This window comes from Bacillus cereus group sp. BfR-BA-01379, from assembly GCF_022663605.1.
Lineage (GTDB): Bacteria > Bacillota > Bacilli > Bacillales > Bacillaceae_G > Bacillus_A > Bacillus_A mobilis.
On the sequence record NZ_JAKUFT010000014.1, the window covers coordinates 57,507 to 84,155 of the forward strand.

Consider the following 26,649-nt stretch of genomic DNA (forward strand, 5'->3'; position numbering starts at 1 on the left):
AAGCAAGCCATCTCTGGCTTGCTTTTTTTATAAAGAGACTTCTTTTTTATTCTTTCTATGGACTTGGCCGGAGTTCATTTCTTTTCGTTGTAGTCGTTTTTCCAAAAGGTTAACAAGGTAAGTGAATAGGAGAACAAGCACGAGATAATATAAACCAACGATTACATATGTATCTAATTGTTGGAAGTTACCTGCAGCAATAGATAAACCTGATCCCCATAATTCGGACATTCCTACGTAAGCAACAAGTGAAGAATCTTTTAATCCAATAATAAACTGATTTCCTAAAGGAGGAAGAGATTGCCGAAATGCTTGCGGTAATATAATACGGCGCATTGCTAAAGGGTAAGGCATACCTAGAGAGCGAGCAGCTTCTAATTGTCCACGGTCGACAGATTGAATGGATCCGCGGAAAATTTCAGTAATATATGCACCATTATGGATTGCTAAAGCAATTGCTCCTGCCCAAAAAGGAGTGAAAACAACAACGGATGTAATCCCAAAATAGAGAATGGCAATTTGAACAATTAAAGGTGTACCACGAATAATGGCGATATATACATGAGCAATACTATTTAAAATCTTATTATTAGAGATTCGAAAAAAAGCGAATAGTAATCCAATTAGTGAACCGAGTACTAGGGAAGTTAATGTTAATTGTAATGTGACAATAGTAGCCTTTAAGAGTGTGGGATAAGTAGACATAAAAATTTCAAACATATGTGTCACCTCATATTGTATGGATTTTGGTAGGGAATGAAATACCCCACATAAAAAGTGGGGCATAATGTATGAAACATTTGAAGGGCTAATTTACTTCGTTTTTTCCTCTTCACCGAGAATATTACGCCCAAACCATTTTTTACTGATTTTTTCATACGTACCATCTTTAATGATTTCATCTAAAGCTTTATTTACTTTCTCAACCATTGCTTTATCATCTTTACGAATAGCAATTCCCATTTCATCCAGATTTAATGGTTTTCCAGCTTCTTTTATATTTGATTTACCTTCTTTGATCATACGTAAACCGACCATTTGATCAGTGATTACTGCGTCAACACGCCCAGGCTCTAGGTCCATAAGTGCAGTAATATCGCTGTCATATTCTGTGATTTGATCTGTATGTTTTGCAACAAGGGCTTTAAAGGTACTAGCCTTTACAACACCAATTTTCTTACCTTTCAAATCTTCTGGAGAAGAGATAGATGTATTCTTTTTAGCCACAAAAATTTGGGCACCAGAACGATAATAAGGATTTGAGAAATTAACAGCTTTTAAGCGTTCTTCTGTAATTGCCATACTGCCCAATATAGCATCATATTTTTTCGATTGTAGACCTTGAATTAGCGTTTCCCACGGATTTGTAATAGGAGTGGGTTTCATATTCATTTTTTTCGCGAGTGCCTCACCAATTTCCACATCAAAACCGGCAAGCTTTCCGTCATTTTCTTTATAGTTAAAAGGTTTATATAAGCCACTCATCGCATAACGGAATTCTTTTTCACCATTTGAAGAAGTAGTAGCACTTTCCTTACTACAGGCTCCTAGTATGAAGGATGTACATAATGTAATACTCGCAACAATGGTTAATAGTTTTCTTTTCATAAAACCCCTCCTATATATTGATCATACGGATGGTTTTAAGTATGTTATTGAGTTGTGCACCGTATGAATGTATTTCTTTTCGTTTGAAACAGAAGTTACATTATAAAACGTTGCGTAAAAATTGTTTTGCTCGTTCATGTGATGGAGCTGAAAAGAATTGCGTTGGCGGAGCGTCCTCTACAATTTTTCCATCATCCATAAAAATGACGCGATCAGCTACATCTCTTGCGAAATTCATTTCATGAGTAACGATAACCATGGTCATTCCTTCTTCAGCAAGTTCTTTCATAACTTGCAATACTTCTCCAACAAGTTCAGGGTCTAAGGCTGAGGTAGGTTCATCAAATAGCATAATTTTAGGGTTCATAGCAAGAGCTCGTGCAATGGCAATGCGCTGTTTTTGACCACCTGACAGGAGGTGAGGCGTTACATCTGCTTTATCTTGTAGGCCGACTTTTTGCAATAGTTGATTTCCAATATCCTTTGCATTTGCTGCTTCTAATTTTTTTACATGAATAGGTGCTTCTATGATGTTTTCTAGTGAGGTCATATGGGGAAAAAGGTTAAAGTGCTGAAAAACCATACCGACATTTTCACGGACTTTGTTTAAATTTGAATGCTTAGGATCAATTCGTTCACCTTGTAAGTGAATTTCACCTTCATCGTACATTTCTAAAAAGTTAAGACAGCGAAGTAATGTACTTTTACCGGAACCACTGGCACCAATTAAAACAACAACTTCTTTTTCTTTGACTTCTAAATCAATTCCTTTTAAAACATCAAGTGAGCCGAATGATTTTACTAGATTTCGAACCTGAATCATACAAAACCCCCAGTCAAAAATATATTTTACAAATGTTGCCCCTTATTTCTGTTATTAGCCACGAATTGTCAGAATCCTTTATTTTTTTCGTGCAATTGGATATTCAAAGAAATAATGATTTTTAAAATCCCTATATCCTTCTATAATGAAAATATGGATAATAATATATAGGTAGTATTTATATTGCTTATAAAAAGGGGGAAAGGGAAGATGGAAAAAGAAAGGAAAACATTTTCTTTTGGTTTACGTACACAACTTATGCTATTTACTACAGTTTTAGCTTTTATTACATATTCAACAAGTATATTTTTTATCTACGTGATATACGATTATTTTCAAAGTTATGTAAGTCAAACTGTTTATAATATTATCGTTATGTTATTAGGTGTAGTATGGTCTGGAATTTTAGCGTATGGAGCAGCAATCTTTTTAATTAAACCACTTAGAAAGTTGGAGGAGGCTGCACGGAAGGCGGCCGATGGCGATATTCGTGAAGATGTCCCGTTACCAAAAACAGATGATGAGATTAAATCTTTAAGTGTTGCATTTAATATGATGTTAGGAAACTTAAGGGGCATGGTAAAAAATATTGATACAACATTTTCTTATACAAACAATCAAGTACAGCAGATTAGAAAACAAACAGGCGAAGCAACGAGACAAGCGCAAGGTGTATCTGAGACTCTTGCAGAGATTTCTTCAGGTGCTGAGCAATCAGCAGCATCAATTCAGGCGATTGTTTCGGCTGTTGATACAACAACTTCTATTGCGAGTGAAGTAGAAGAAAAAGCAAAACAGTCTGACGAGTTGTCTTTAGAAATGGTTCAAGCTTTAGGGCAAAGTACACGAGTCTTTACTTCTTTAATTCAAGGTATTCAAACATTGGCAAAAGAAAATGAAAATTCGATGCAAAATGTACAGAAGTTAGAAGAACGAATGAAACAAGTGGAACATATTGTTTCTGTTGTGAGTGAGATTGCTAGTCAAACGAATTTATTAGCACTGAATGCTTCTATTGAGGCAGCTCGTGCTGGAGAGCACGGAAGGGGCTTTGCAGTTGTAGCTGAAGAAGTACGTAAACTTGCTGATGAAAGCGATCATTCTGCAAGAAATATTTCGCAGTTATTACGGAATATGCAAGAGGAAGTGCAACAAGTCGCATTGAAAATGACAGAGCAAGTGAAAACAGCTAAAGAAGAGGCAAAACGTGGGGAAGCTACCGAATTAATTTTAACAGAAATGTCATCAAGTATTATGGAAGTTGCCGATGCAACAAAGCAAATTAGCAGCTATATGAACGAACAAGTGAGTCACATTCATCAAACAGGAGCACAGACGAAGGCTGTAGCAGCAATTGCTGAGGAAACGTCAGCTGGTTCGCAAGAAGTGGCACGTGTGACGTTGCAACAATCTAAAAATATGGTAGTAATCGATCAATTATTAAAGGATTTAGAGAAGCAAGCAGCGGACTTGAAACAAACAATTGAACGATTTTCAATGTAAAAAGGAAGAACAGCATTCTGTTCTTCCTTTTTTACGTATGAAAAGGAGGGATACTTTGTTGAAAACGAAAAACATTGCACGAATCATATATGGTTTTCACTTTACGTAATCTTTGAAAGTTAGAACCGTAATAACTAGTTTGCCAATTTTTAATGTCGATATCGGGCCAATTGACATAGTCACCTCGTGTATAAGGATCTAAGCTTTCTCGTAAATCTTTAACCCAGTGTATATTGCGATTTTCTTCAGCATCACATTTCCAAGAGGTAATGTATTCTTGCGCAATAATTGCTTTACGATGAAAATAAGCTGTTTCAGTAGGCGGAATATTTTCAACAGCACCTACGAGCGATTGGTGCCAAATACTCGCATCTTTATTTGGAGCATGAGAAAGAAAATGTTGCATGATTTGAATTCCTTTAAGAGGGATAGGGTTATACACGTAGGAACCAGAACGCTTAAAGTTTTCAGGAATATTACCGCTATTAAAGAATTGAACAGCTTGTATATACGGAACTTCATCTATAAAAAGTGAGGGGGTACCAGTTTCAAGAAGAGGAGATAATAAGGAATGGAGTTCAGAGGGAGGGCCAACAAATTCACCTTTTACTTCAATTTTATTTCGTTGCTTTGCGAATAATTCAATTGATGAAGTGAGACGTTCGTCTATATAAGGCGCCCAGTTTTGCCACGCTTGAAATGCAGCGATAAGATCTTTCCATTTCCATGTAATGGAGAAGATTGATACATTCTTTATAGGATGCACTCGAAAAGTTAAAGAAGTAACAATTCCGAAGTTTCCACCACCACCACCGCGGCATGCCCAAAGCAAGTTATGGTTTTCATGTTCGTTTGCGCGAATGAGTTTTGCTCCAAATTTACCGCACGCTTGTACCATTTCAACTTCTACTAATTGATCACATGTTAATCCAAATAAGCGTGAAAGCATACCGATGCCACCGCCAAGTGTTAATCCAACAATTCCAACGCTTGCACTTGTACCAGCCGGTATTGTCACACCATAATTCCAAAGCTCTTTATAAACAGTGCCAAGATTTGCGCCAGCTTCAATTGTTGCTGTTAATGTATCTGTATTAACAGTAATGCGATGCATTTCACTCACATCAATAATAAGTCCTCTATTTAAAAGGGAAAAATTTTCATAGCTATGACGGCCGCTTCTTAAGCGAAATGGTACATGACGTTCGCGTGCCCATTTTAAGGCGTTGCACACATCATTTTTATTTTGGCAAAAAACAATAATACAAGGGAGTTTAGGAATACTTAAATTTAAATTCATTCGGGCTACGTCATAGTCAGGATCGGAGGGAACAACGATACGACCTGTTAATTTTGTTTGTTTCAATTTATCACTCCTTTCTAAAAATAAGCAGTGCTTTTTATTAATATATGAAAAGCGTATGTAACGTGCGTGGACAAGAGCAGGTGAGGAATGAGATTTGCTTTTGTGAGAAATAAATAAAGCATAAGAATAAGGAATCTACATAGAGTTCAATGAAAACAGTTGCAAACTATTCATATTTTGTTATGATAGTGTTACGAAAACGTTTGCATAAAATTTCCGATGGGATGCAAAAGGAGAGAATGACTATGAATAAGACATGGTGGAAAGAAGCGGTTGCTTATCAAATTTATCCACGTAGCTTTATGGATTCAAATGGTGATGGTATTGGGGATTTACAAGGGATTATTGCGAAACTGGACTATTTAAAAGATTTAGGTATAGATGTAATTTGGATTTGTCCAATGTATAAGTCACCTAATGATGATAATGGTTATGACATTAGTGATTATCAAGATATCATGGATGAGTTTGGTACGATGGAAGACTTTGATGCTTTACTAGATGAAGTTCATAAGCGTGATATGAAGCTTATTATTGATTTAGTTATTAATCATACAAGTGATGAACATCCATGGTTTATTGAGTCTCGTTCATCTAAAGACAATCCGAAGCGTGATTGGTATATTTGGCACGATGGTAAAGATGGTGCGGAACCAAACAACTGGGAAAGTATTTTTAATGGTTCGGCATGGGAATATGATGAAGTAACAGGACAATATTATTTACATTTATTCTCGCGTAAACAACCAGATTTAAACTGGGAGAATAAAGAAGTTCGCGAAGTGTTATACGATACAGTTAATTGGTGGCTTGATAAAGGAATTGATGGTTTCCGCGTGGATGCAATTAGCCATATTAAAAAAGAAGATGGCTTCAAAGATATGCCAAATCCAAAAGAACTAAAGTATGTACCATCTTTTGATAAACATATGAATGTAGATGGTATTCAACCTTTATTAGAAGAGTTAAAAGAAAATACATTTTCTAAGTACGATATTATGACTGTTGGCGAAGCGAATGGCGTTAAGATTGAAGATGCTGAGCTTTGGGTTGGAGAAGAGCAAGGTAAGTTCAATATGGTATTCCAATTCGAGCATTTAAGCTTATGGGATGCAGAGAAGAAGAAAGATCTTGATGTTGTAGGATTGAAAAAGGTATTAACGAAATGGCAAAAAGGGTTAGAAAATAAAGGATGGAATGCTTTATATATTGAGAATCACGATAAGCCACGTATCGTTTCAACTTGGGGAGATGATAAACAATATTGGCGTGAAAGTGCAACAGCTCTTGGAGCAATGTATTTCTTTATGCACGGTACACCGTTTATTTATCAAGGACAAGAAATTGGAATGACAAATGTTCAATTCCCAAATATTGAAGATTACGATGATGTAGCAATTAAAAATTTATATCGCGAGAAAATTGCAGAGGGTGTATCACATCAAGATATGATGGAGATTATATGGGCTTCTTGCCGCGATAATTCACGTACACCTATGCAGTGGAACGATGAGATGAATGCTGGCTTTACAACAAGTGCACCTTGGTTTGGTATGAATCCAAACTACAAAGAGATTAATGTTGAAAAGCAAAAGAATGAAGAAAACTCTATTTTCAACTTCTATAAGAAAATGATTGCCCTGAAAAAAGAGCATGATGTACTGAATTACGGTACGTACGATTTACTTTTAGAAGATGATCCGCAAATTTATGTATATACTCGTACATTAAACGATGAAAAAATCGTTGTAATTAGTAATATCTCAAAAGAGGAAGCAATGTATAATGAGGGTTCATTTGCACTAGAACGCAAACGTTTGCTTTTAAATAACTATGAAGTTGCGGAACATGAACAAGTGACTACAATTACGTTAAAGCCTTATGAAACAAGGGTTTATCGCATTTCATAATAAAAAAGGATGCTCTTAGAGCATCTTTTTTTATGAAAAAAAATAAATTTCTATTGCAAAGTGAAAACGCTTTTATTAAAATAGATTTATGAAAACGGTTGCGTAAAGATAAAAGTAAAGTAACATAAGGAATCGTTTTCATGATAGAAACAGAAATTATAATTTAAATCATTATGTTGTTATAAATAAAGGGGAGGAAGAACAGATGAAAATTACGTCTTTTGATTTTTGGCAAAAGTTCGGGAAAGCATTATTAGTTGTTGTAGCTGTAATGCCAGCAGCTGGTTTAATGATTTCTATTGGTAAGTTGATTGGGATGTCTGCTGGGGATATTAACGCAGTTCATACAATCGCTCGCGTAATGGAAGATATCGGTTGGGCAATTATTACAAATCTGCACATCTTATTCGCAGTAGCAATTGGGGGATCTTGGGCGAAAGATCGCGCAGGTGGTGCATTTGCAGCGCTATTAGCATTCGTCTTAACGAACAGAATTACAGGAGCTATATTTGGCGTAAACGCTGAAATGTTAGCGGATTCAAAAGCGAAAGTTTCTTCAATATTAGCAGGAGATTTAATTGTAAAAGATTACTTTACTTCTGTACTTGGTGCACCAGCATTAAACATGGGAGTTTTCGTAGGGATTATCACAGGTTTCTTAGGAGCTACTCTATATAACAAATATTATAACTATAACAAACTGCCACAGGCATTAGCATTCTTTAACGGAAAACGATTTGTACCATTCGTTGTAATTGTTTGGTCTACAGTCACTGCAATTGTATTATCACTTTTATGGCCATTCATTCAAAGTGGATTAAATGAATTTGGTCGCTGGATTGCAGCTTCAAAGGATAGTGCACCGGTTGTTGCACCATTTGTATATGGAACGTTAGAGCGTTTACTATTACCATTCGGTTTACACCATATGTTAACGATTCCGATGAACTACACAGAGCTAGGCGGAACGTATACAATGTTAACTGGCTCAAAAATTGGACAAGTTGTAGCAGGACAAGATCCATTATGGCTTGCATGGATTACAGATTTAAATAACTTATTAGCAAATGGAGATACAAAAGCATATAACGATCTATTAAATAATGTTGTACCAGCTCGTTTCAAAGCTGGACAAGTTATCGGTTCAACAGCAGCGTTAATGGGTATCGCTTTCGCGATGTTCCGTAATGTTGATAAAGAAAAGCGTGCAAAATATAAACCAATGTTCTTATCAGCAGCATTAGCAGTATTCTTAACAGGTGTAACAGAACCAATTGAATTCATGTTCATGTTTATTGCTCCAGTATTATATGTTGTATATGCAATTACAACAGGACTTGCATTCGCATTAGCAGATTTAATCAACTTACGTGTTCACGCATTTGGATTTATTGAGTTAATTACTCGTACACCGATGATGGTTAATGCAGGACTAACTAGAGATTTAATCAATTTCGTTATCGTTTCATTAGTATTCTTCGGCCTGAACTTTACATTATTCAATTTCTTAATTAAAAAGTTCAACTTACCAACACCAGGCCGTGCAGGTAACTACATTGATAATGAAGATGAGTCATCAGAAGGAACAGGAAATGTACAAGATGGTTCATTAGCAACAAAAGTTATTGATTTATTAGGTGGTAAAGAAAATATTGCTGACGTAGATGCTTGTATGACGCGTTTACGTGTAACAGTAAAAGATTTAGATGTTGTTGCACCAGAAGCACAATGGAAACAAAATGGTGCTTTAGGACTTATCGTAAAAGATAAAGGTGTACAAGCAGTATATGGTCCGAAAGCTGACGTATTAAAGTCAGACATTCAAGATATGTTAGGTGCGTAATAAGATGAAATTGCTAACTTTAAACTGTCACTCTTGGCAAGAAGAGAATCAACTAGAAAAGATAAAATATCTTGCTAATGTCATTCAAGAAGAAGATTATGATGTGATCGCATTGCAAGAGGTAAGTCAGTCTATACAAGCTGAAAATGTATGCGGTCACAAGAAAAAAGATAATTTTGGACTTTTACTATTAGAAGAGTTAAGAGCGTTACATGTAAAAGATTACAATATTACTTGGGATTTCTCTCATATTGGATATGATGTGTATGAAGAAGGATTAGCGATTCTAACGAAACATAATGTTATAAATGAAGATACGTTTTTTGTATCAGAAAATAAGGATACAACGTATTGGAAAACACGCAAAATTGTAAGTGCAACAATTGCTTATAATGGTAAGAACATCACGTTTTACTCTTGTCACCTCGGTTGGTGGAATGATGAAGAAGAGTCATTCACAGTTCAAGTTGATCGTTTAATGGAGCGTGTAAATCGCAATGAACTTTCCTTCTTAATGGGTGATTTTAATAATAATGCCCGTTTGCAAGGAGAGGGTTATGAGTATATGATACAAAAAGGTTTGTATGACACATATGAACTAGCAACAGAGAAGGATGAAGGAACAACTGTCCAAGGTGAGATTGCTGGTTGGGATGAAAATAAACATAATTTGCGAATCGATCTAATATTGTGTAACCAAAGTGAAAAGGTTCGCTCTTCAAAAGTCATTTTTAATGGTACAAACCGAAATATAATTTCAGATCATTTCGGTGTAGAAGTACAAGTAGATATATAATAGAAGAAAACCTCACAGATGATGAAAAGCTGTGAGGATTTTTTTTAGGAATACAAGTATTTCCAAGATAAAATACTTGTATTTTTTATGACATTTCCTATATATTTGTTATTATTGAATGTAAAACCGATTTGGTCATTTTGTATTCATACTTTGACTGACTTCGTTATATAATGTAGTAAGTCAAAGTTAATGAGAAAAAATAGTTCGTTTTTGGTTAATCCACGATGTAGAAAGTGATATAATTGCAAAATGTATGTATCATTTTCTAAAGAAGGAAAAATATATAATTAGGTGATAACTTCTATGAAACAAATTTGGCGTATTTATAAGACAGATTTACGGAATGTAGCTAAACATTGGGCTGCGATTGTTATTGTTTTAGGATTAATGATTTTACCATCATTATATGCATGGTTTAACATTAAAGCTTCCTGGGATCCTTATGGAAATACAAAAGAGGTTCCCATTGCAGTTTCTAACCAAGATGCAGGCTCTAACTTAAGAGGGAAAGATATCAATATCGGGGAAGAGATTGTAGATTCTCTTAAGAAAAACAAAAATCTTGGGTGGAAATTTGTAGATCAAAAACAAGCAATTTACGGAGTTGAGCGCGGGGATTACTATGCAAGTATTACAATCCCGAAAGATTTCTCTGAAAAGATTGCAACTGTTCTGGATGAAAATCCGCAAAAGCCAGAACTTGATTACTATGTAAATGAAAAAGTAAATGCGATTGCACCGAAAATTACAGCAAAAGGTGCATCAGGTATTACAGAAGAAATTAGTAAAAACTTCGTTAAAACAGCGAACGGTGAGATTTTTAAAATCTTCAATGACCTTGGAATCGATTTAGAAACAAACTTACCAAGTATCGAGAAAGTAAAAGATCTTGTGTTTAAGCTAGAAGCGCAGTTCCCAGAAATGAATACATTAATGGATAAGGCGTTAGATGATGCGACTCGAGCAGAGGATCTGGTAAAAGTAGCTCAGAAAGAGTTGCCAGTTGTAGAAAGTGTTATCAATGATGGGCAAGAAGCGTTAGGGAACTTAGATAAGTTCTTTGCCAACAATGATGAAACATTAAAGAATGCACCTGGAACAATGAGAAATAATTTAACTGTAGCAAAAGATGTAATGGATAAGGCCAATACTTTTACGAACTTTTTAATGAATCCAGGGATAGACCTTTCTGGTATGAAGGGATTACCGGAGTTTCCAGCACGCCCGGATCTTTCAAAGATGAACGATGAAGGTTATAAAAATATTGCAAGAAACATTAATCAAACAGTGAATAATGTTTTAAACTCAGCACGTGCAGGAACAGCATACGGGAAAAGTGTTGTGAATGGATTGCAAAATGGCCAGTTTGATCCAGAAAAGGCAAAACAAGACCTTAATGCGGTTTCTGAAAATCTTCAAGGTCGTACAGATAGTATTGCATACCTTATTAATGTATTTACTGAACTTCAAAAATCGGCAACGACTGATTTTGGTCAAAGCTTTTTCCAAGGGCGAGTGGATCGCTTAACTAAGCTGAAAAGCGGTATGGAAAATGCAAACAACGGTATTAAAGATATTGTAAATGTTATCGGTACAGGACAAGAAGTAAAGAAAGATGTAACAGATGTAGCGAATCAAAAATTAGATGCAGCAAATGGATTAATTGATCAAGCGGAAAAAGATTATAATGAAACGTTTGTAGCAGATTATAAAAAAGCAGTTAGCACAGTCGATCAAGCTAAAGCTGATGCAAATGAAGCATACGATAGTGTGAAAAATGAATATGAAAAGGCAAAAAATAATTTTGAAGGTGTTATAGCAGACGTAAATAATAGAGGTGTTAATGGATTAGATAGTACAAAAGTAGCTTTAAATGATTTAAATGGTCAACTACAAGCTACTAATAATCTAATTGGTGATGCGATTCCGGTTCTAGAAAGTACAAATAAGGTATTAGCAGATGTAAATAGTGACAAAAACCTTAATGGCGGAATTGCAAAATTAAACAAAATACAAAATTCTGTTCAAAAAGGTATAGATGCAACGAATAAGGCAACTACACTAATCAATAATGGACAGAAGCCTACAAAAGAGGTCGTAGAAAGTATTAATGAAGCAACTAAAAATGCTTCAGCTCAATTAGGCGATTTCTTAGCAACATATGATTCAGAAATCGTTCCAAACTTTAACACAGCAATTGAACGTACGAAACGTATGTCTAAAAACACATCTCAAATTTTAAAAGAAGCAGACAAAAAGCTTCCAGATGTTAAAAAGTTACTAGAAGATTCATCAAAAGGCTTAGTGGACGGTAAAAAGAAATTAACAGACATTAAAGCTGATATGCCGGAAACTGAGAAAAAGGTTAAAGAATTAGCAAATAAAATTCGTGATTTTGAATCTGAAGAGGATATAAAAGACATCATACGCTTATTGAAAAATGATGTTGAAAAGCAAAGTGATTACTTTGCGAATCCAGTCAATTTAAAAGAGAATAAATTATTTGCGATGCCGAACTACGGTTCAGCAATGTCACCATTCTATACAGTGCTTGCATTATGGGTAGGCGCATTATTAATGGTTTCATTATTAACAGTAGAAGTACACGAAGAGGGCGCGAGTTATAAGAGCCATGAAATTTACTTCGGACGTTTATTAACATTTTTAACGATAGGTCTTTCGCAAGCGTTTATCGTATCGATGGGAGATATATTCTTGCTCGGTACGTACGTAGTCGATAAGTTCTGGTTTGTGTTATTTAGTTTATTTATTGGTGGAGTCTTCGTTTGTATCGTATACTCACTTGTTTCTATTTTCGGAAACGTTGGGAAATCGATGGCGATTATTTTACTTGTACTGCAAGTAGCAGGATCGGGCGGAACATTCCCAATTCAAATGACACCAGCGTTCTTCCAAGCAATTTATCCGTTCTTACCGTTCACATACGCAATTAGTGCAATTCGTGAAACAGTAGGCGGAATGCTATGGGATATCGTAACGCGAGATTTACTTGTGTTAAGTGCTTTCGTAGTAGTTATGATTGTTGCTGCGTTATTATTGAAAACACCAATTAATAAATCGAGTGAAAAGTTTGTTGAGAACGCAAAAGGAAGTAAAATTATTCATTAATAATAAAAGGTTCCTACCGATAGAGGTAGGAACCTTTTTGTTTAATCGAATTTTAATTTCTTTAAAGCTTCTGCGAACGGATTATTTAATGGTTCTTCTTCTTTGTTCTGTTGTTTCATATATTTTTGAACATCGCGCTTATCAGCTTTGTTTCCAGATTCTTTTTTACGTCTTTCTTGGAATGTGGATAATTTCTCTCGATAGCCACATTTACATGCAAAGATTTGTCCTGCACCTTCACCACGTAATTCTAATTTTTTCTTACATTGTGGACAACGAGCGTTTGTTGTACGAGATACATTTTTACGATGACCACATTCACGGTCTTGGCAAACGAGCATCTTTCCTTTTTTGCCATTTACCTCTAGCATTGGTTTACCACAGTCTGGACAAGACTTTGTAGAAATGTTGTCATGTTTATATTTTTTATCACTCGATTTAATTTCAGAAACAATTTCTTTCGTATAGTTCTTCATTTCTGAAATGAATACTTCTTTTTTCAGTTTACCCTTTGCAATTGCCTCGAGCTTTTGTTCCCACTCACCAGTTAGTGTAGGTGATTTTAATTCTTCTGGCACTAAATCAAGTAACTGACGGCCTTTTGAAGTAATGTGAATATCTTTACCACGTTTTTCAATTAAGAATGAATTGAATAGCTTGTCAATAATATCAGCACGCGTTGCTACAGTACCTAATCCACCAGTTGATTTTAGTGTATCAGCAAGTTGTTTATTTTGCGTATCCATATATTTTGTAGGGTTTTCCATTGCTGAAAGTAAAGTAGCTTCGTTAAATCGTGCAGGTGCTTTTGTTTGACCTGATGTTTGCATAATTAACTTTACAGTTAATGTATCGCCTTTTTCAATGTGAGGTAGAAGTTGCTCTTTTACGTCATCCGTTACATCATCATCTTCAAAGCGATTTTCATATACTTCTTTCCAACCGGCATGCAGAATAGTTTTTCCGCGTGCAATGAACGTTTCATTACCAACTTTTGTGCGTAACGTTAGTTGCTCGTATTCGAATGCTGGGAATAAAACTGCTAAGAAGCGTTTTACAACTAAATCATAAATTTTACGTTCTTTATCTGTGAAGGCCGAGAAGTTAACGTATCCTTCTGTCGGAATAATTGCGTGATGATCACTTACTTTATTATCATCAACAAATGACTTATTAGCCTTGATAGGCTTTTGTAATACTTTATGCGCTAAAGGACGGTACTCTCCAACTCCGCACGCCTTTAGACGTTCTGGAAGTGTTCCAACGATATCAGATGAAATATAGCGTGAATCTGTACGAGGGTACGTTAGCACTTTATGTTGCTCATACAATTTCTGCATAATATTTAATGTTTCTTTCGCAGAGTAGCCGAACTTTTTATTGGCATCACGTTGTAATTCAGTTAAATCGTAAAGACCAGGAGAGAATGACTTCTTCTGTTTTTTATCAATTTCCACAACAGTAGCATTATGTTTATCTAAACCTTTTACAATGCCATCAATTTTTTCTTTATTAAAACTGCGGCTATTACCGTTAGCATCTTGCCAAGTTAGCTTTAACTGATTCGTCGTTTGTGCTTCGATGCCGTAGTAAGTTTGAGCTTTGAAGTTTTTTATTTCATCTTCACGATTAGCGATCATAGCGACAGTAGGTGTTTGTACACGGCCGCAATTCAGCTGGGCATTAAAGCGAGTCGTTAAAGCGCGAGTTGCGTTAAGACCGATATACCAGTCAGCTTCTGAACGTGCAACTGCTGAAGCGTATAAATTGTCATATGCTTTACCTGGTTTTAAATTAGCGAAGCCATCTTTAATCGCTTTATCGGTAACAGATGAAATCCATAGACGTTTGATTGGTTTGTTAACTCGAACTTTATCAATAATCCAGCGAGCGACTAATTCTCCTTCACGTCCAGCATCTGTTGCTACAATAATGTCAGTTACATCTTTTCTAAGTAGCTGACTTTTTACAGCATTAAATTGCTTCCCTGTTTGTTTAATAACCGTTAATTTCAAACGCTCAGGTAGCATCGGTAAATCTTCTAAATTCCACTTTTTATATTTCACATCATAGCTTTCTGGATCTGCTAATGTAACGAGATGACCTAAAGCCCAAGTTACAATATATTTACTACCTTCAAGGTAGCCATTTCCTTTTTTATCGCACTTAAGTACACGCGCAATATCACGTGCAACGGAAGGCTTTTCAGCGATTATAACGCTTTTTGACATATTTAAAACATCCTTTCAAATTTCCATACGTTAACTATAGCATACATCTTCTTGAGATTCAGTTTCGCTCCAGATTTGAACGTTTTTTAGTGGGATAACATCCGTTTGAAGGTGAATGATGGCGATAGAACATAATATGCACCATGATGAGACTATGAGAAATAGATATTTATTATGCGTGTTGTTTTATTATTGCTTCTATATGAAATAGAAAAGTAAAGAACTTGTTATTTTAGTAGAATAAGAGTAGACTTTGAAGTAGAAGAATACTAAACACATGGGAGTTTGTGGATGCAAACTGAGAGTATGACTAATCCGTCATTGACCATTTGAACCTGTTGGATAATGCCAGCGTAGGGAGAGTGTAAAAGCACATGTTCAGGCACTTTGCGTACGCGCAAAGTGCCTTTTTGTGTATCTCCCATCACTATAGTTAGGGGATGAGAAGGATGAATATGAAAGAAATTAGTAAAGTAGTGGATTTGGTGAGAGAATCTAATCCGCTCATTCATAATATTACAAATGTGGTTGTAACAAACTTTACAGCTAACGGTTTGTTAGCGTTAGGAGCATCGCCTGTAATGGCGTATGCAAAAGAAGAAGTAGCAGAAATGGCTAGCATTGCTGGAGCGTTAGTATTAAATATGGGGACACTTCGTCCTGAAGAAGTAGAAGCGATGTTACTTGCGGGTAAATCAGCAAATGTGAACAATGTACCAGTGTTGTTTGATCCAGTTGGTGCAGGAGCAACATCGTATCGAACAGAAGTTGCGAGACATATTCCGGCCGAAATTGATTTAGCAATTATTCGCGGAAATGCAGCTGAAATAGCGAACGTTATTAATGAGAGTTGGGAAATTAAAGGGGTAGACGCCGGTGCTGGAAATGGCAATGTTGTAAGTATTGCGAAACAGGCAGCCGATGAATTAAATACAGTTGCGGTGATTACTGGAAAAGAAGATGTTGTTACAGATGGGGAGCGAACGATTCTTATTCGAAATGGTCACCCTATTTTAACGAAAGTTACGGGAACTGGTTGTTTACTAACTTCTGTAATAGGAGCATTTGTAGCAGTAGAAAAGGATTATGTAAAGGCAGCAGTAGCTGCATTAACGTTTTATGGTGTAGCTGCGGAACTGGCAGCTGCTAAGACAGTGGAGCAGGGACCTGGTAGTTTCCAAATTGAATTTTTAAATCAGTTAGCGAATACCACTTCAGATGATATTGAGAAGTATGGGAAGAGTGAGCTTATATAGTAAGGAGGGGAATTAGATGTCACGTATTACAAAGGCTGAAATGTCTAGATTGTTATCAGTATACTTTATTATGGGAAGTAACAATTGTACGAAGGAACCACTACAAGTGTTGAGAGATGCACTTGAAGGTGGTATAACAATTTTTCAATTCCGTGAAAAGGGAGAAGGGGCTTTAACGGGAGAGAAACGTATTTGTTTCGCAAAAGAACTACAAGCTATTTGTAAGGAGTACGGTGTCCCATTCATTGTAAATGATGATGTGGAACTAGCTATCGAGTTAGATGCAGATGGTGTGCATGTTGGACAAGATGATGAAGGAATTACTTCTGTTCGTGAAAAAATGGGTGATAAAATTGTTGGTGTATCTACGCATACAATTGAAGAAGCATGCTGGGCAATTGAAAACGGAGCTGATTATTTAGGTGTTGGCCCTGTTTTTCCAACGAGTACGAAAAAAGATACGAAAGCAGTGCAAGGAACGAGAGGTTTAGCTCATTTTAGAGAACAAGGAATTACAACACCGATCGTTGGGATTGGTGGCATTACAATTGAAAATACAGCTTCAGTTATAGAAGCTGGTGCGGACGGTGTTTCAGTTATTTCTGCGATTAGTTTAGCGGAATCTGCGTATGAAAGTACGAAGAAGTTAGTAGAGGAAGTAAGTAAGAATTTGTAGAAAAAAGCTATGTAGTATTAAAATGCTACATAGCTTTTTTGGTATTAATAATTAGAAATAAGGGGGATTATTTGAAACGGAATAGGTTTGTAGAGTTGCAAAATGAGTTGTTTCGTTTATTTAAACAAACGTTTGATTAAAAAAGCACAAACCCTTTAAAATTGTAGGTTTGTACTTTTTCTTTAAAACATAATTGAAATTAAGAGCATTCCAATTCCGATAGAAGTGAATGTTGCGATTAGACCTGGAATCATAAAGCTATGATTTAAAACATATTTACCAATGCCTGTTGTACCAGTGCGATCAAAGTTAATGGCAGCAACGATTGTTCCATAGTTTGGAATGAAGAAATATCCATTTACTGCAGGGAACATCGCGATTAGTAGTGCTGGTGGAATACCGAGTGATAATCCAAGAGGCATTAAAGCACGTACTGTTGCGGCTTGGCTATATAGTAAAATAGATAGAATGAATAATGCGATGGCAAATAGCCATGGTGCACTTGTTACTAGGTGCTGAATTGATCCTTGAATCATATTTAAGTTTCCGTTAAAGAAAGTATCTCCCATCCAAGCGATACCGAAAATAGCAACAACTGCTGTTGCCCCCGCTTTAAAGACGTTACCAGACACGATGCTTTCTACATTTGGTTTGCAGAAAATAATAATAAGAGCTGCGATAGTTAACATAACCATTTCAATTGTGTTTGGCATGGAAAGACGAGCTAACTTCCCGTCGACCATCCATCCTGGGCGAAGTGCTTCAAATGAACCGAGAAGTACGACAAGGAAAGTTCCTACTAAGAAAAGGATAACGGATAGTTTAGCGCCTTTTAAACCAACAAATTCTTTCTTCTCTTCAATTTTAGGAATCATTCCTTCTTTTAAACGTTTCAAGTATTCAGGGTCTTCATTTAATTCTTTCCCCATTTTGCTAGCAACAAATGCAGCTACCATACAAGCGATGAAGGTAGAAGGAATACTTACTTTTAAAATATCTAATAAAGTAATTTTATAGTCAGCTAACATTGCTAAAAGGGCAACTGTTGCAGCTGATATAGGACTTGCTGTAATTGCTTGTTGGGAAGCGATTACGGCAATTGACATTGGTCGTTCCGGTCTAATCCCAGATTCGCGAGAGACTTCTGCGATAACAGGAAGTACAGAATAAGCAACGTGACCAGTTCCTGCGCATAGTGTAAATAAATAAGTAACAATTGGAGCAAAGAATGTAATGCGCTTTGGATTTTTTCGTAATGCTTTCTCAGCCAGATGAACAAGGTAGTCCATTCCTCCAGCGGCTTGCAGTGCACCGGCAGCTGTAATTACTGCTAAAATCATAAGCATTACATCAATAGGAGGAGCTGTAGGTTGTAAGTGGAAGACGAAAACAAGTATTGCCATACCAACGCCACCCATTACTCCTAGACCAACTCCGCCTAGGCGTGCGCCAATAAAAATGCAGAGTAGTAATGTAAGAAATTGTAGCCAAAACATAATAAACTACCTCCGAAATTCATTAGTTAAGATATATTCGAATAATTTAATTTGAATGAAAATTAAAATAAATACTCAAAATAATCCTTGTGTTATATACATTTTTTATTATATAACACAAGAAATGTAACATTCACGAACTTTGTTAAATTATTTCGAAAAAATAATACATTAAAACTTTACATTTGCATCTTTAAATAGGTAGACTTTTTAATTTTTATGTTGTAATCTTTGATAGAGAATACTTTAATTCTCATAGAACTCCCATATCGTTCAACTCGTTCAGCGAGAAAGGCAAACTGATGGAAACATTAGGACGCAAAACTACAGGAGCTACGGCCGAAAGGTTATGCTAGCCAGTTACCGGACGGATAGGGTTGGTCTTGACCAATGCTCTTTTCATTGGTCTTTTTTTTGTTTGTAAAAAAATGAGAACCGTTATCATTTATTAATAAGGTGTATATTTTAATAGCGTTACTTTATAGTAAATTAATTAAGAAAGGTGATGTTAATGAAAAAATATTGGCACAAGCTATCATTTCTTCAAAAAAATGTATTGCTAACTGTATTAGTTATTTTGACGCTTGTTGGTACTATGGGAGCGTTAAGTTTTAACATGTTTCAAAATAGTATGATGTCTATATTTGAAAGGCATTCTTTTGAAACAGGAGATACGGTATTACATAAATTAGATGCAGAAATATTGAGAGATGTTGCAAAAGACCCAGCGGCAGAAAGAGAAAAGAGAGAGAAGTTAACAGAGAAATTAGATGAATCAACGGAAGAATTGAATAGTGTTGGACAAACGTATATTGTTGGAGCGAAAAAAAATGAAAAAGGTGAGCTACAAATCATTGATTTGTCCACAGGTTTAGCAAATGTTGTTGAGGTAAGGCCAGGGGAATATTATAAACAACCAGGTCTTTGGATGGAAGCATATGATAAAGTAATGAGCACAAAAAAAGCAAACATGACAGTAGTATATGAAGACGCATTGGGATCATGGGTAACGATATTAGAGCCAATTAAAGATGAGGAAGATAATATTGTGGCAATTGTTGCAGCTGATGTAGATGCTTCTATTGTTCCTATGACAAAACAAAAGTTCATTATACAAGGTTTAATGTTTATTTGTATTTCTGTTTTAATTGCAACGGTTATTCAATTCCTAATCGTACGTAACGCACTTGCTCCATTGCGAGATTTACGTGAAGGATTACGTAAAGTCGGTGAAGGTGATTTAAGTATTAAATTAGAGGAAAGACCAGATGATATTGGTATTATTAATGCGTATTTTAATAATACCATCGAGAAGTTTAAAGGAATTATAGATAAAGTGAAGCAGACAGCAGAACAGGTTTCCTCATCTTCACAAGAATTGTCAGTGAGTACGAAAGAGAATAGCATGGCAGTTCAAGGAATCGTAAGTTCTATAGTTGAGTTAAGGGCTGGCGTTCAATTACAAGAAACTGCAGTACCGAAGTATTTAGATATTATACATGAAATGGAAGATAGGATGGAAGAGATAACGAATACTGCAAAACAAATGGCGAAAGAGTCTGAAGGTACAAAGCATCATTCAGTAAAAGGAAATGGCATTATTGAACAGACGATTAATCAAATGAACATAATACAAAATGCAGTACAAGATTTATCTTCTATTATTTATTCTTTGGAAACAAGATCAAAAGAAATTAGTGATATTGTAACAGTAATTACCGGTATTTCAAATCAAACGAATTCGCTAGCTCTAAATGCTTTTATTAAATCTTCACGTGTTGAGGAAACTGGTGAGGGATTTGTCGTTGTTGCGGATGAAGTGCGTAAATTAGCAGAGCAGACCGAAGCATCAGCAAAAGATATAGCAAAATTAATAGGGGAAACACGAGCTGGTACGGAAGAAGCTGTTGTTTCAATGAAAAATGCTTTAAAAGAAGTAGAATCTGGAATGAAACTTGTTGAAAGTAGTGGTGCTTTCTTTGGTGGGATTTCAAAATCAGCACAATCTGTTACAAATCAGGTTAGAGTTGTTTCTGACAATTCAAGTGATATATTGCAAAATAGCCAAAATATTGTGCGGATTGTAAATGAACTATCACTTATCGCAAATACGTATGCGAATAGTAGTAGTAATGTTGAAGAAAGTATGAAAGAACAGGAAATGTCTGTACAAGATATTGCTGAATTAGCCAGTTCTTTAAGCTGGCTTTCACAGGAGTTACAAGAGTTAATAGGGGAATTCAAAAGTTAAATGAAATGATTATACGTGCTTTTGTTTGTTCAATAAAATAAATCATGCTACAATGAAAACGAATTAAGGACCGGGGAGCCAATTGGCTGAGAGGATGTAAACAAACATCGACCCTCAACCTGATCTGGATAATGCCAGCGTAGGGAGTTACTTAAAGTGATGTAGCATATGTTATTCTATAATAACTTGCATACAAGGCTTTCCTACTGCGTAGGAAAGCCTTTTCTTGTTTTAACATTTCATTTTATAAGGGGGATTTTACTATGTCACAACAAGTTACAATTTCATTTTCAGTAGTACCACAAGCGAAGAACAAAGATGTGTATTCTGTTGTTGATAAAGCAATTGAGGTTGTACAACAATCGGGAGTTCGTTATGAAGTAGGGGCAATGGAAACAACGCTGGAAGGAGAATTAGATGTACTTCTTGATGTCATTAAACGTGCGCAACAAGCTTGTGTGGATGCTGGAGCAGAGGAAGTGATTACTTCTATTAAAATCCACTATCGTCCAAGCACTGGTGTAACGATAGATGAAAAGGTTTGGAAGTACCGTGATGAATATGCAAAACCAGAAGCAATCTAAAATAATTACAACTATTTGGCTTATCCTTCTCATTGCGATATGGGAAGGATCTGTTTCATTATTTAAAATTGAACCGTGGATTTTACCGAAGCCTTCTGCCATTGTTCAAGAATTAATTGGAATGAAAGATTTACTATTACCGAATACGATGCAAACGTTACAAGAGGTTTTAATTGGACTATTCTTTGCGATTTTAATTGGGACAAGTATTGCAATTATTATGGACGTTATCCCTTTATTTCGTATTTTAATAAATCCGCTGCTTGTTATTTCGCAAACGATTCCAATCGTTGTACTTGCACCGTTATTTATTATTTGGTTTGGATATGGAATGCTACCGAAAGTAATGGTAGTCATACTCGTTTGTTTCTTCCCGATTGCGCTTAGCATTTTAGAAGGTTTTCAAACGGTAGATAAAAATATGTTGAAGTTGTTGCAAACGATGAAGGCAACGAAATGGCAAGTTTACCAGAAAGTAAAGTTTCCAGCAGTGCTTCCATACTTTTTCTCAGGTTTAAAAATTGCAGTTACATATAGTGTAATGGGAGCGATTATTGGGGAATGGCTCGGTGCCAGTGAAGGATTAGGAGTTATGCTTACGAGAGCTACAAAATCCTTTTTAACAGCCCGAGTATTTGGTGTGGCAGCAATTATTGTTATGGTGACATTATGCCTGTATTTTATCGTAGAGTTTATGGCAAGAATAACAGCACCATGGATATATAGAAAGGACGGCAGAAAATGAAAAAAGGTTTAAAAGTTATGTTGGCTGCCTTATTAGCAGTAGGTGTGGTTGGATGTAATCCGGCGAAGAAAGAAGAAAGTGCAAGTAAAGATCAAAAAGTAAAAGTAGTATTAGATTGGTTTCCAAATACGAATCATACTGGCTTATATGTAGCGCAAGCGAAAGATTATTATAAAAAACAAGGCTTAGATGTAGAAATTATTCAGCCTGGTGATAATGTGACAGCGGAGCAAATGATAGCTTCAGGAAAAGCTGACTTCGCAATAAGCGCACAAGAAAATGTAACGTTGGCTCGTGTAGAAGGTATTCCTGTTGTATCTGTTGGAGCGATTATTCAGCATAACACTTCAGCTTTTGCATCGCTTAAGAAAGATAACATGACTTCACCGAAAGATTTTGAAGGTAAACGTTACGGAGGCTGGGGAGGACCAGCGGAAGAAGCAACGTTAAAGACAATTATGGAGAAACATCAAGCTGATTTTAATAAAGTTGAAAAAATCATATTAGGACAAACCGATTTCTTTAAATCAATCGGCCGTGATGCAGACTTTGAATGGATTTATTACGGATGGGATGGAATTGAAGCGAAGCGCCAAGGAAAAGAGTTAAATACGATTATGGTGAAAGACTTAGACCCAGCGCTTGATTTCTATAGTCCTGTTATGATTACGAGTGAAAAACATACGAAACAAGATAAAGACTTTGTGAAAAAGTTTATGAGTGCAACGACAGACGGTTATAATTTTGCAATTAAAGAACCGAAAGAAGCTGCTGATATTTTAATTAAAGCTGTTCCAGACGTGAATAAAGACTTAGTACAAGAAAGTCAAAAGTGGCTAAGTACGAAGTATCAAGATGATGCAAAAGCATGGGGAGTACAGAAGGAAGAAGTTTGGACGAATTACATGAATTTCTTATATGATAACAAAGTTATTAAGAAGAAAATTGATGTGAAAGATGCCTTTACAAATGAGTTCCTTCCAAGCGAAAAATGAGTGGATTACAAATAAAAGAGGTTGTAAAAGCTTTTGATGGAAAGAATGTATTAGCAAATATTAGTGCTACTATACAAGAGGGAGAGTTCGTTTCTTTTGTGGGCCCAAGTGGTTGCGGGAAAAGCACATTATTAAATATGATTGCAAATGTTGAAAATCCAACAAGTGGGGATGTAACGTATAACGATAAGCAAATGCAAGAGCAAGATGTTGTAAGTTATATGCCGCAACAAGATTTATTACTACCGTGGCGATCAGCTTTGCAAAATATAGTTCTTCCATTGGAAATCGAAGGGAAACCGAAAAAACAAAGGCTAACAGAGGGAATGGAAGCATTAAAGCAGTTTGAACTAGATGAGTATGCAGACCATTATCCAGATGAATTGTCTGGTGGTATGCGTCAAAGAATTAGTTTTCTGCGCACATATTTATGTGAAAAGCCAATTATGCTACTTGATGAGCCTTTTGGAAAATTAGATGCCTTTACAAAAATGGAAGTACATAGCTGGCTTTTAAACTCTTGGTACCAAGAGAAGCAAACAATCGTTATGGTCACACATGACTTAGATGAGGCAATCTTGCTTTCGGATCGCGTATTTATTTTATCTCAAAGACCAGCATCAATAGTTGGCGAGGTACAAGTGAAATTACCTAGGCCGAGAACGATGGATATGTTAACATCACTTGAGTTAAAGAAGGATAAGGAAGAAATTCTGAGAGTATTAGCCCCGTATATGAAAAAATAGAAAAAGCCTTTTAACAGTTTTTTGTATAATTACTGTTAAGAGGCTTTTTTAGATAGGGGGAGAAAGATGAAATCTATAGAGAAAATAGTTGATTCGTTAACGCTCATCTTTACAAGTCCATATGCATTAGAAAAGATGTATAAAGAAATTTATGCAGAAAATGATAAAGAGGAGAAGGAACAAAAGAAAAAATAGAGAATAGAATATAACAGAGTAGTTTATACTCTTAATATAACAAATGTTAAAGGAGTGAAAGGATAAAATGACTTTATCAACTGTTCTTCAAATGGTTTTAGCTTGATACGGGAGAAGTCTGCCCATTTTTAACGATTAAGCTAAATTGAAGACAGCAGGTAAAGAACCTTAATCCTTTTTTACGATAATATGTAATGGGTAAGGTGTATTCACCTTACCCATTTTTTATATATACAATTAAATAAGGCTTTATACTGTTGTTCTCTCTATTTAGCTTATGAACTATAAGTAGAGGAGAGAAAAAAATGAGTATATTAACAGTAGAAAATTTAAGTCATTCGTATGGTGAGAAAACCATTTTATATAATGCGTGTTTTCGACTATTAAAGGGCGAGCATGTTGGGTTAGTTGGGAAAAATGGAATTGGAAAATCAACATTGTTAAGAATTTTAACAGGAGAACTTATACATGATGACGGAAACATTGAATGGTTTCCACATGTGAAGATAGGTTTTTTACAACAGCATATGGATTTACAAGAGGGGATAACAATTGAAGGATACCTACAAAGTGCATTTTCGGATTTGTATACGATTGAATGCGAAATGTTAAAAATTGCTGAAGAAATGAATGGAGCAGGAGAAATAGAAAAACTGTTAGTAAAGTATGGCGAATTACAAACTATATTGGAAAGTTCTAATTTCTATCAAATTCATACAGAAATTGAAGAAGTAGCAATAGGCTTAGGCTTATTTGAAATAGGTTTGAAAAAGGATGTTTCACAGTTAAGTGGAGGACAGCGAACAAAGTTATTACTTGGGAAGCTCCTTTTAGAAAAAGCAGATGTTTTATTGCTAGATGAGCCAACAAACTATTTAGATACAGCCCATATAGAATGGTTACAATCGTATTTGAGGCTGTATGAAAAAGCTTATGTGATCATTTCACATGACGAAGTATTTTTGAACAGTATTACGAATGTTATTTATCATCTAGAAGAAAGGAAAGTGAAGCGGTACGTAGGAAATTATGAAAAATTTGTGCAAAGTTATCAATTGCAAAGGAAACAATTACAATCAGCGCATGCGAAACAACAAAAAGAAATTGCTCAGTTAGAAACATTTATTCAAAAAAATAAAATTCGAAAAGCGAAACAGGCTAAAAGTCGAGAGAAAGTATTAGAGAAAATGCAAAGGATTGAAAAGGTCAATCATGTAACTCGATCCCGTTTTGATTTTACTGTTTATGAGGAGCCAGTAAGTCGTATATTGCAAGCTGAGAAACTAAGGATAGGTTATAGTAATCCATTATGTTCAGAGTTGAATTTACAAGTGAAAAAGGGAGAAAAGATAGCGATTGTTGGTCATAATGGAATTGGAAAAACGACGATGTTAAAAACGTTATTAGGCGAAATAAAGCCGCTCAGTGGTTCGATTTCTGTTGGCGAGCGAGTAAATCCTGCCTATTTTGCACAGGAAGAGTTTGCTTCAGAAACAACACCATTAGAGAAAATTTGGACAGAAAGACCAGATATGACTAGGAAAGAAGTACGCCAAGCATTAGCAAAGTGTGGCTTGAAAGAAGAGCACGTATTAAAACCCATTCGTTTATTAAGCGGCGGAGAACAAACGAAAGTGCGTTTATGTGAACTTATCGTAACGAAAAGCAATGTGTTAATTTTAGATGAACCGACTAATCATTTGGATATAGAAACAAAGAAGTCTTTGCAGGAAGCGTTACAACAATATACAGGAACAGTTTTACTTGTCTCACATGAGCCGTCTTTCTATGAAGAATGGGTCACAAAAGTATGGAATATAGAAGAATGGAACGCTGAACAATATGAATAAAGAAAAGGCATTAGCTTATAAAAGCTAATGCCTTTTCTTTGTGATTAACATGATTTTCGAGAACTCTTACATGAGAATTGTATGAAGAAGCACTCTTATGGTGCGCTTATAAGCGTGCTTTTTCTTATGTTATGTTTATATTTAGATGCCTTTCCCTAATAGGCGACTATCTTTTCTTTATATATATAGATAGTTTGAAGTGGAATGAAAATAATTCCTATATGTAAAGGATAATGTGATTAGTATAGGAAGACAATAGAACTGAAAGGAAATTCATGTAAAATTCAGATGAACTTCACATGAACTTCATATTAGAAACTAAATATGATTATAATAGGTTATCGTAATATAGATTTGTGATTTTTCATAAAATTAAAAGTTTGAATTTAGGTCAGAGGACTCAAACCTAAATTCAAACTTTAGTGAAATAATTAATGGAGGTTACGTTTAGTTTTCGCTAATGGATGCATTTAATAGTTCAGCAGGATTGCCTGTTCCTGCTCCTCCGATTGTAACAGACCCACCAGGAGGAATTTCACCATTCCATCCTGCATTCGTAATTACGTAATGATTATTTATTTTACTACTAATTTTAGAATCCCAAACTTGTGTTAAATTGCCGTTGTAATCAAATTCTAATTTC

General features: G+C 35.5%; 21 protein-coding genes, 1 pseudogene and 3 riboswitches. Of the genes and pseudogenes, 15 read left to right on the forward strand and 7 right to left on the reverse strand.

The features are described from left to right. Positions 1 to 27 precede the first annotated feature (27 nt). The 3 genes from MR113_RS08025 to MR113_RS08035 form a co-directional block, all read right to left on the reverse strand. Positions 28 to 720 (reverse strand): amino acid ABC transporter permease, encoded by a 693-nt coding sequence (locus MR113_RS08025; RefSeq protein ID WP_242253246.1) that lies wholly within the window; start codon positions 718 to 720, stop codon positions 28 to 30. A 93-nt stretch (positions 721 to 813) separates the two neighbouring features. Then, positions 814 to 1,608: an ABC transporter substrate-binding protein gene (locus tag MR113_RS08030; protein WP_073518117.1), complete on the reverse strand. Its 795-nt coding sequence runs from the start codon at positions 1,606 to 1,608 to the stop codon at positions 814 to 816. Between the two features lie 100 nt (positions 1,609 to 1,708). Next, positions 1,709 to 2,431 carry an amino acid ABC transporter ATP-binding protein gene (locus MR113_RS08035; RefSeq protein WP_098872603.1) on the reverse strand — a complete coding sequence of 241 codons (723 nt, stop codon included), beginning with the start codon at positions 2,429 to 2,431 and terminating at the stop codon, positions 1,709 to 1,711. A 375-nt stretch (positions 2,432 to 2,806) separates the two neighbouring features. Here MR113_RS08035 and MR113_RS28725 point away from each other — a divergent pair. Both MR113_RS28725 and MR113_RS08040 read left to right on the forward strand, forming a co-directional pair. Continuing rightward, positions 2,807 to 2,992, forward strand: a pseudogene (locus MR113_RS28725) (HAMP domain-containing protein); the annotation flags it as partial. A gap of 15 nt (positions 2,993 to 3,007) precedes the next feature. Next, on the forward strand, positions 3,008 to 3,934 hold the full coding sequence (locus tag MR113_RS08040; protein ID WP_472927134.1) for a methyl-accepting chemotaxis protein: 927 nt from the start codon (positions 3,008 to 3,010) through the stop codon (positions 3,932 to 3,934). 31 nt (positions 3,935 to 3,965) lie between these two features. On the opposite strand, the gene MR113_RS08045 is transcribed toward MR113_RS08040, so the two are convergent. Then, positions 3,966 to 5,300: an FAD-binding oxidoreductase gene (locus tag MR113_RS08045; protein ID WP_242253250.1), complete on the reverse strand. Its 1,335-nt coding sequence runs from the start codon at positions 5,298 to 5,300 to the stop codon at positions 3,966 to 3,968. A gap of 245 nt (positions 5,301 to 5,545) precedes the next feature. On the opposite strand from MR113_RS08045, the gene MR113_RS08050 reads away from it, so the two are divergent. The 4 genes from MR113_RS08050 (at position 5,546) to MR113_RS08065 (ending at position 12,981) form a co-directional block, all read left to right on the forward strand. Further along, on the forward strand, positions 5,546 to 7,210 hold the full coding sequence (locus MR113_RS08050; protein ID WP_242253253.1) for a glycoside hydrolase family 13 protein: 1,665 nt from the start codon (positions 5,546 to 5,548) through the stop codon (positions 7,208 to 7,210). Positions 7,211 to 7,415: 205 nt separating this feature from the next. Beyond that, positions 7,416 to 9,053 carry a PTS transporter subunit IIBC gene (locus MR113_RS08055; protein WP_242253256.1) on the forward strand — a complete coding sequence of 546 codons (1,638 nt, stop codon included), beginning with the start codon at positions 7,416 to 7,418 and terminating at the stop codon, positions 9,051 to 9,053. A gap of 4 nt (positions 9,054 to 9,057) precedes the next feature. Then, entirely contained in the window at positions 9,058 to 9,849 is a 792-nt protein-coding gene (locus MR113_RS08060) for an endonuclease/exonuclease/phosphatase family protein (protein ID WP_132134525.1), read from the forward strand. Between the two features lie 306 nt (positions 9,850 to 10,155). Beyond that, positions 10,156 to 12,981, forward strand: a complete 2,826-nt coding sequence (locus MR113_RS08065) for a YhgE/Pip domain-containing protein (protein WP_242253258.1) — start codon at positions 10,156 to 10,158, stop codon at positions 12,979 to 12,981. A 41-nt stretch (positions 12,982 to 13,022) separates the two neighbouring features. On the opposite strand, the gene topB is transcribed toward MR113_RS08065, so the two are convergent. Next, a complete protein-coding gene (gene topB, locus MR113_RS08070; protein WP_242253268.1) occupies positions 13,023 to 15,212 on the reverse strand; it encodes a DNA topoisomerase III in 2,190 nt (729 codons plus the stop codon). 267 nt (positions 15,213 to 15,479) lie between these two features. Further along, positions 15,480 to 15,589: riboswitch (TPP riboswitch) on the forward strand. A gap of 72 nt (positions 15,590 to 15,661) precedes the next feature. On the opposite strand from topB, the gene thiM reads away from it, so the two are divergent. Both thiM and thiE read left to right on the forward strand, forming a co-directional pair. After that, positions 15,662 to 16,468: a hydroxyethylthiazole kinase gene (gene thiM, locus MR113_RS08075; protein WP_242253271.1), complete on the forward strand. Its 807-nt coding sequence runs from the start codon at positions 15,662 to 15,664 to the stop codon at positions 16,466 to 16,468. Between the two features lie 16 nt (positions 16,469 to 16,484). Next, positions 16,485 to 17,144, forward strand: a complete 660-nt coding sequence (gene thiE / locus MR113_RS08080) for a thiamine phosphate synthase (protein ID WP_242253277.1) — start codon at positions 16,485 to 16,487, stop codon at positions 17,142 to 17,144. A 182-nt stretch (positions 17,145 to 17,326) separates the two neighbouring features. Here the strand turns inward: thiE and MR113_RS08085 are convergent, their stop codons facing one another. After that, positions 17,327 to 18,640: an anaerobic C4-dicarboxylate transporter family protein gene (locus MR113_RS08085; protein WP_000498711.1), complete on the reverse strand. Its 1,314-nt coding sequence runs from the start codon at positions 18,638 to 18,640 to the stop codon at positions 17,327 to 17,329. A 283-nt stretch (positions 18,641 to 18,923) separates the two neighbouring features. Then, positions 18,924 to 19,008, forward strand: a riboswitch (cyclic di-GMP riboswitch). 143 nt (positions 19,009 to 19,151) lie between these two features. Between MR113_RS08085 and MR113_RS08090 the strand changes: the two genes are divergently transcribed. The 7 genes from MR113_RS08090 (at position 19,152) to MR113_RS08115 (ending at position 26,006) form a co-directional block, all read left to right on the forward strand. Continuing rightward, the gene (locus MR113_RS08090; RefSeq protein ID WP_242253278.1) at positions 19,152 to 20,891 is read left to right on the forward strand and encodes a methyl-accepting chemotaxis protein; all 1,740 of its coding nucleotides are present in this window, start codon (positions 19,152 to 19,154) and stop codon (positions 20,889 to 20,891) included. Between the two features lie 61 nt (positions 20,892 to 20,952). Continuing rightward, positions 20,953 to 21,054: riboswitch (TPP riboswitch) on the forward strand. 100 nt (positions 21,055 to 21,154) lie between these two features. Then, positions 21,155 to 21,475: an MTH1187 family thiamine-binding protein gene (locus MR113_RS08095; RefSeq protein ID WP_000082898.1), complete on the forward strand. Its 321-nt coding sequence runs from the start codon at positions 21,155 to 21,157 to the stop codon at positions 21,473 to 21,475. Beyond that, on the forward strand, positions 21,447 to 22,220 hold the full coding sequence (locus tag MR113_RS08100; protein ID WP_001057159.1) for an ABC transporter permease: 774 nt from the start codon (positions 21,447 to 21,449) through the stop codon (positions 22,218 to 22,220). Before MR113_RS08095 ends, MR113_RS08100 begins: the two co-directional genes overlap by 29 nt. After that, on the forward strand, positions 22,217 to 23,215 hold the full coding sequence (locus tag MR113_RS08105) for an ABC transporter substrate-binding protein (RefSeq protein WP_242253279.1): 999 nt from the start codon (positions 22,217 to 22,219) through the stop codon (positions 23,213 to 23,215). The genes MR113_RS08100 and MR113_RS08105 overlap by 4 nt, the downstream gene beginning before the upstream one ends. Then, on the forward strand, positions 23,212 to 23,961 hold the full coding sequence (locus tag MR113_RS08110; RefSeq protein ID WP_242253280.1) for an ABC transporter ATP-binding protein: 750 nt from the start codon (positions 23,212 to 23,214) through the stop codon (positions 23,959 to 23,961). Before MR113_RS08105 ends, MR113_RS08110 begins: the two co-directional genes overlap by 4 nt. 66 nt (positions 23,962 to 24,027) lie before the next feature. Beyond that, a complete protein-coding gene (locus MR113_RS28330; RefSeq protein WP_270730937.1) occupies positions 24,028 to 24,156 on the forward strand; it encodes a hypothetical protein in 129 nt (42 codons plus the stop codon). Positions 24,157 to 24,461: 305 nt separating this feature from the next. Next, positions 24,462 to 26,006: an ABC-F family ATP-binding cassette domain-containing protein gene (locus MR113_RS08115; protein WP_242253282.1), complete on the forward strand. Its 1,545-nt coding sequence runs from the start codon at positions 24,462 to 24,464 to the stop codon at positions 26,004 to 26,006. 447 nt (positions 26,007 to 26,453) lie between these two features. On the opposite strand, the gene MR113_RS08120 is transcribed toward MR113_RS08115, so the two are convergent. After that, the coding region (locus MR113_RS08120; RefSeq protein WP_242253284.1) for a cellulose binding domain-containing protein at positions 26,454 to 26,649 on the reverse strand (196 nt) is incomplete at its 5' end.

Coding starts and splice junctions, on each gene's coding strand:
- MR113_RS08025 (WP_242253246.1), bottom strand. CDS start 720: ATGTTTGAAATTTTTATGTCTACTTATCCCACACTCTTAAAGGCTACT.
- MR113_RS08030 (WP_073518117.1), bottom strand. CDS start 1,608: ATGAAAAGAAAACTATTAACCATTGTTGCGAGTATTACATTATGTACA.
- MR113_RS08035 (WP_098872603.1), bottom strand. CDS start 2,431: ATGATTCAGGTTCGAAATCTAGTAAAATCATTCGGCTCACTTGATGTT.
- MR113_RS08040 (WP_472927134.1), top strand. CDS start 3,008: ATGGTAAAAAATATTGATACAACATTTTCTTATACAAACAATCAAGTA.
- MR113_RS08050 (WP_242253253.1), top strand. CDS start 5,546: ATGAATAAGACATGGTGGAAAGAAGCGGTTGCTTATCAAATTTATCCA.
- MR113_RS08055 (WP_242253256.1), top strand. CDS start 7,416: ATGAAAATTACGTCTTTTGATTTTTGGCAAAAGTTCGGGAAAGCATTA.
- MR113_RS08060 (WP_132134525.1), top strand. CDS start 9,058: ATGAAATTGCTAACTTTAAACTGTCACTCTTGGCAAGAAGAGAATCAA.
- MR113_RS08065 (WP_242253258.1), top strand. CDS start 10,156: ATGAAACAAATTTGGCGTATTTATAAGACAGATTTACGGAATGTAGCT.
- topB (WP_242253268.1), bottom strand. CDS start 15,212: ATGTCAAAAAGCGTTATAATCGCTGAAAAGCCTTCCGTTGCACGTGAT.
- thiM (WP_242253271.1), top strand. CDS start 15,662: ATGAATATGAAAGAAATTAGTAAAGTAGTGGATTTGGTGAGAGAATCT.
- thiE (WP_242253277.1), top strand. CDS start 16,485: ATGTCACGTATTACAAAGGCTGAAATGTCTAGATTGTTATCAGTATAC.
- MR113_RS08085 (WP_000498711.1), bottom strand. CDS start 18,640: ATGTTTTGGCTACAATTTCTTACATTACTACTCTGCATTTTTATTGGC.
- MR113_RS08090 (WP_242253278.1), top strand. CDS start 19,152: ATGAAAAAATATTGGCACAAGCTATCATTTCTTCAAAAAAATGTATTG.
- MR113_RS08095 (WP_000082898.1), top strand. CDS start 21,155: ATGTCACAACAAGTTACAATTTCATTTTCAGTAGTACCACAAGCGAAG.
- MR113_RS08100 (WP_001057159.1), top strand. CDS start 21,447: ATGAATATGCAAAACCAGAAGCAATCTAAAATAATTACAACTATTTGG.
- MR113_RS08105 (WP_242253279.1), top strand. CDS start 22,217: ATGAAAAAAGGTTTAAAAGTTATGTTGGCTGCCTTATTAGCAGTAGGT.
- MR113_RS08110 (WP_242253280.1), top strand. CDS start 23,212: ATGAGTGGATTACAAATAAAAGAGGTTGTAAAAGCTTTTGATGGAAAG.
- MR113_RS28330 (WP_270730937.1), top strand. CDS start 24,028: ATGAAATCTATAGAGAAAATAGTTGATTCGTTAACGCTCATCTTTACA.
- MR113_RS08115 (WP_242253282.1), top strand. CDS start 24,462: ATGAGTATATTAACAGTAGAAAATTTAAGTCATTCGTATGGTGAGAAA.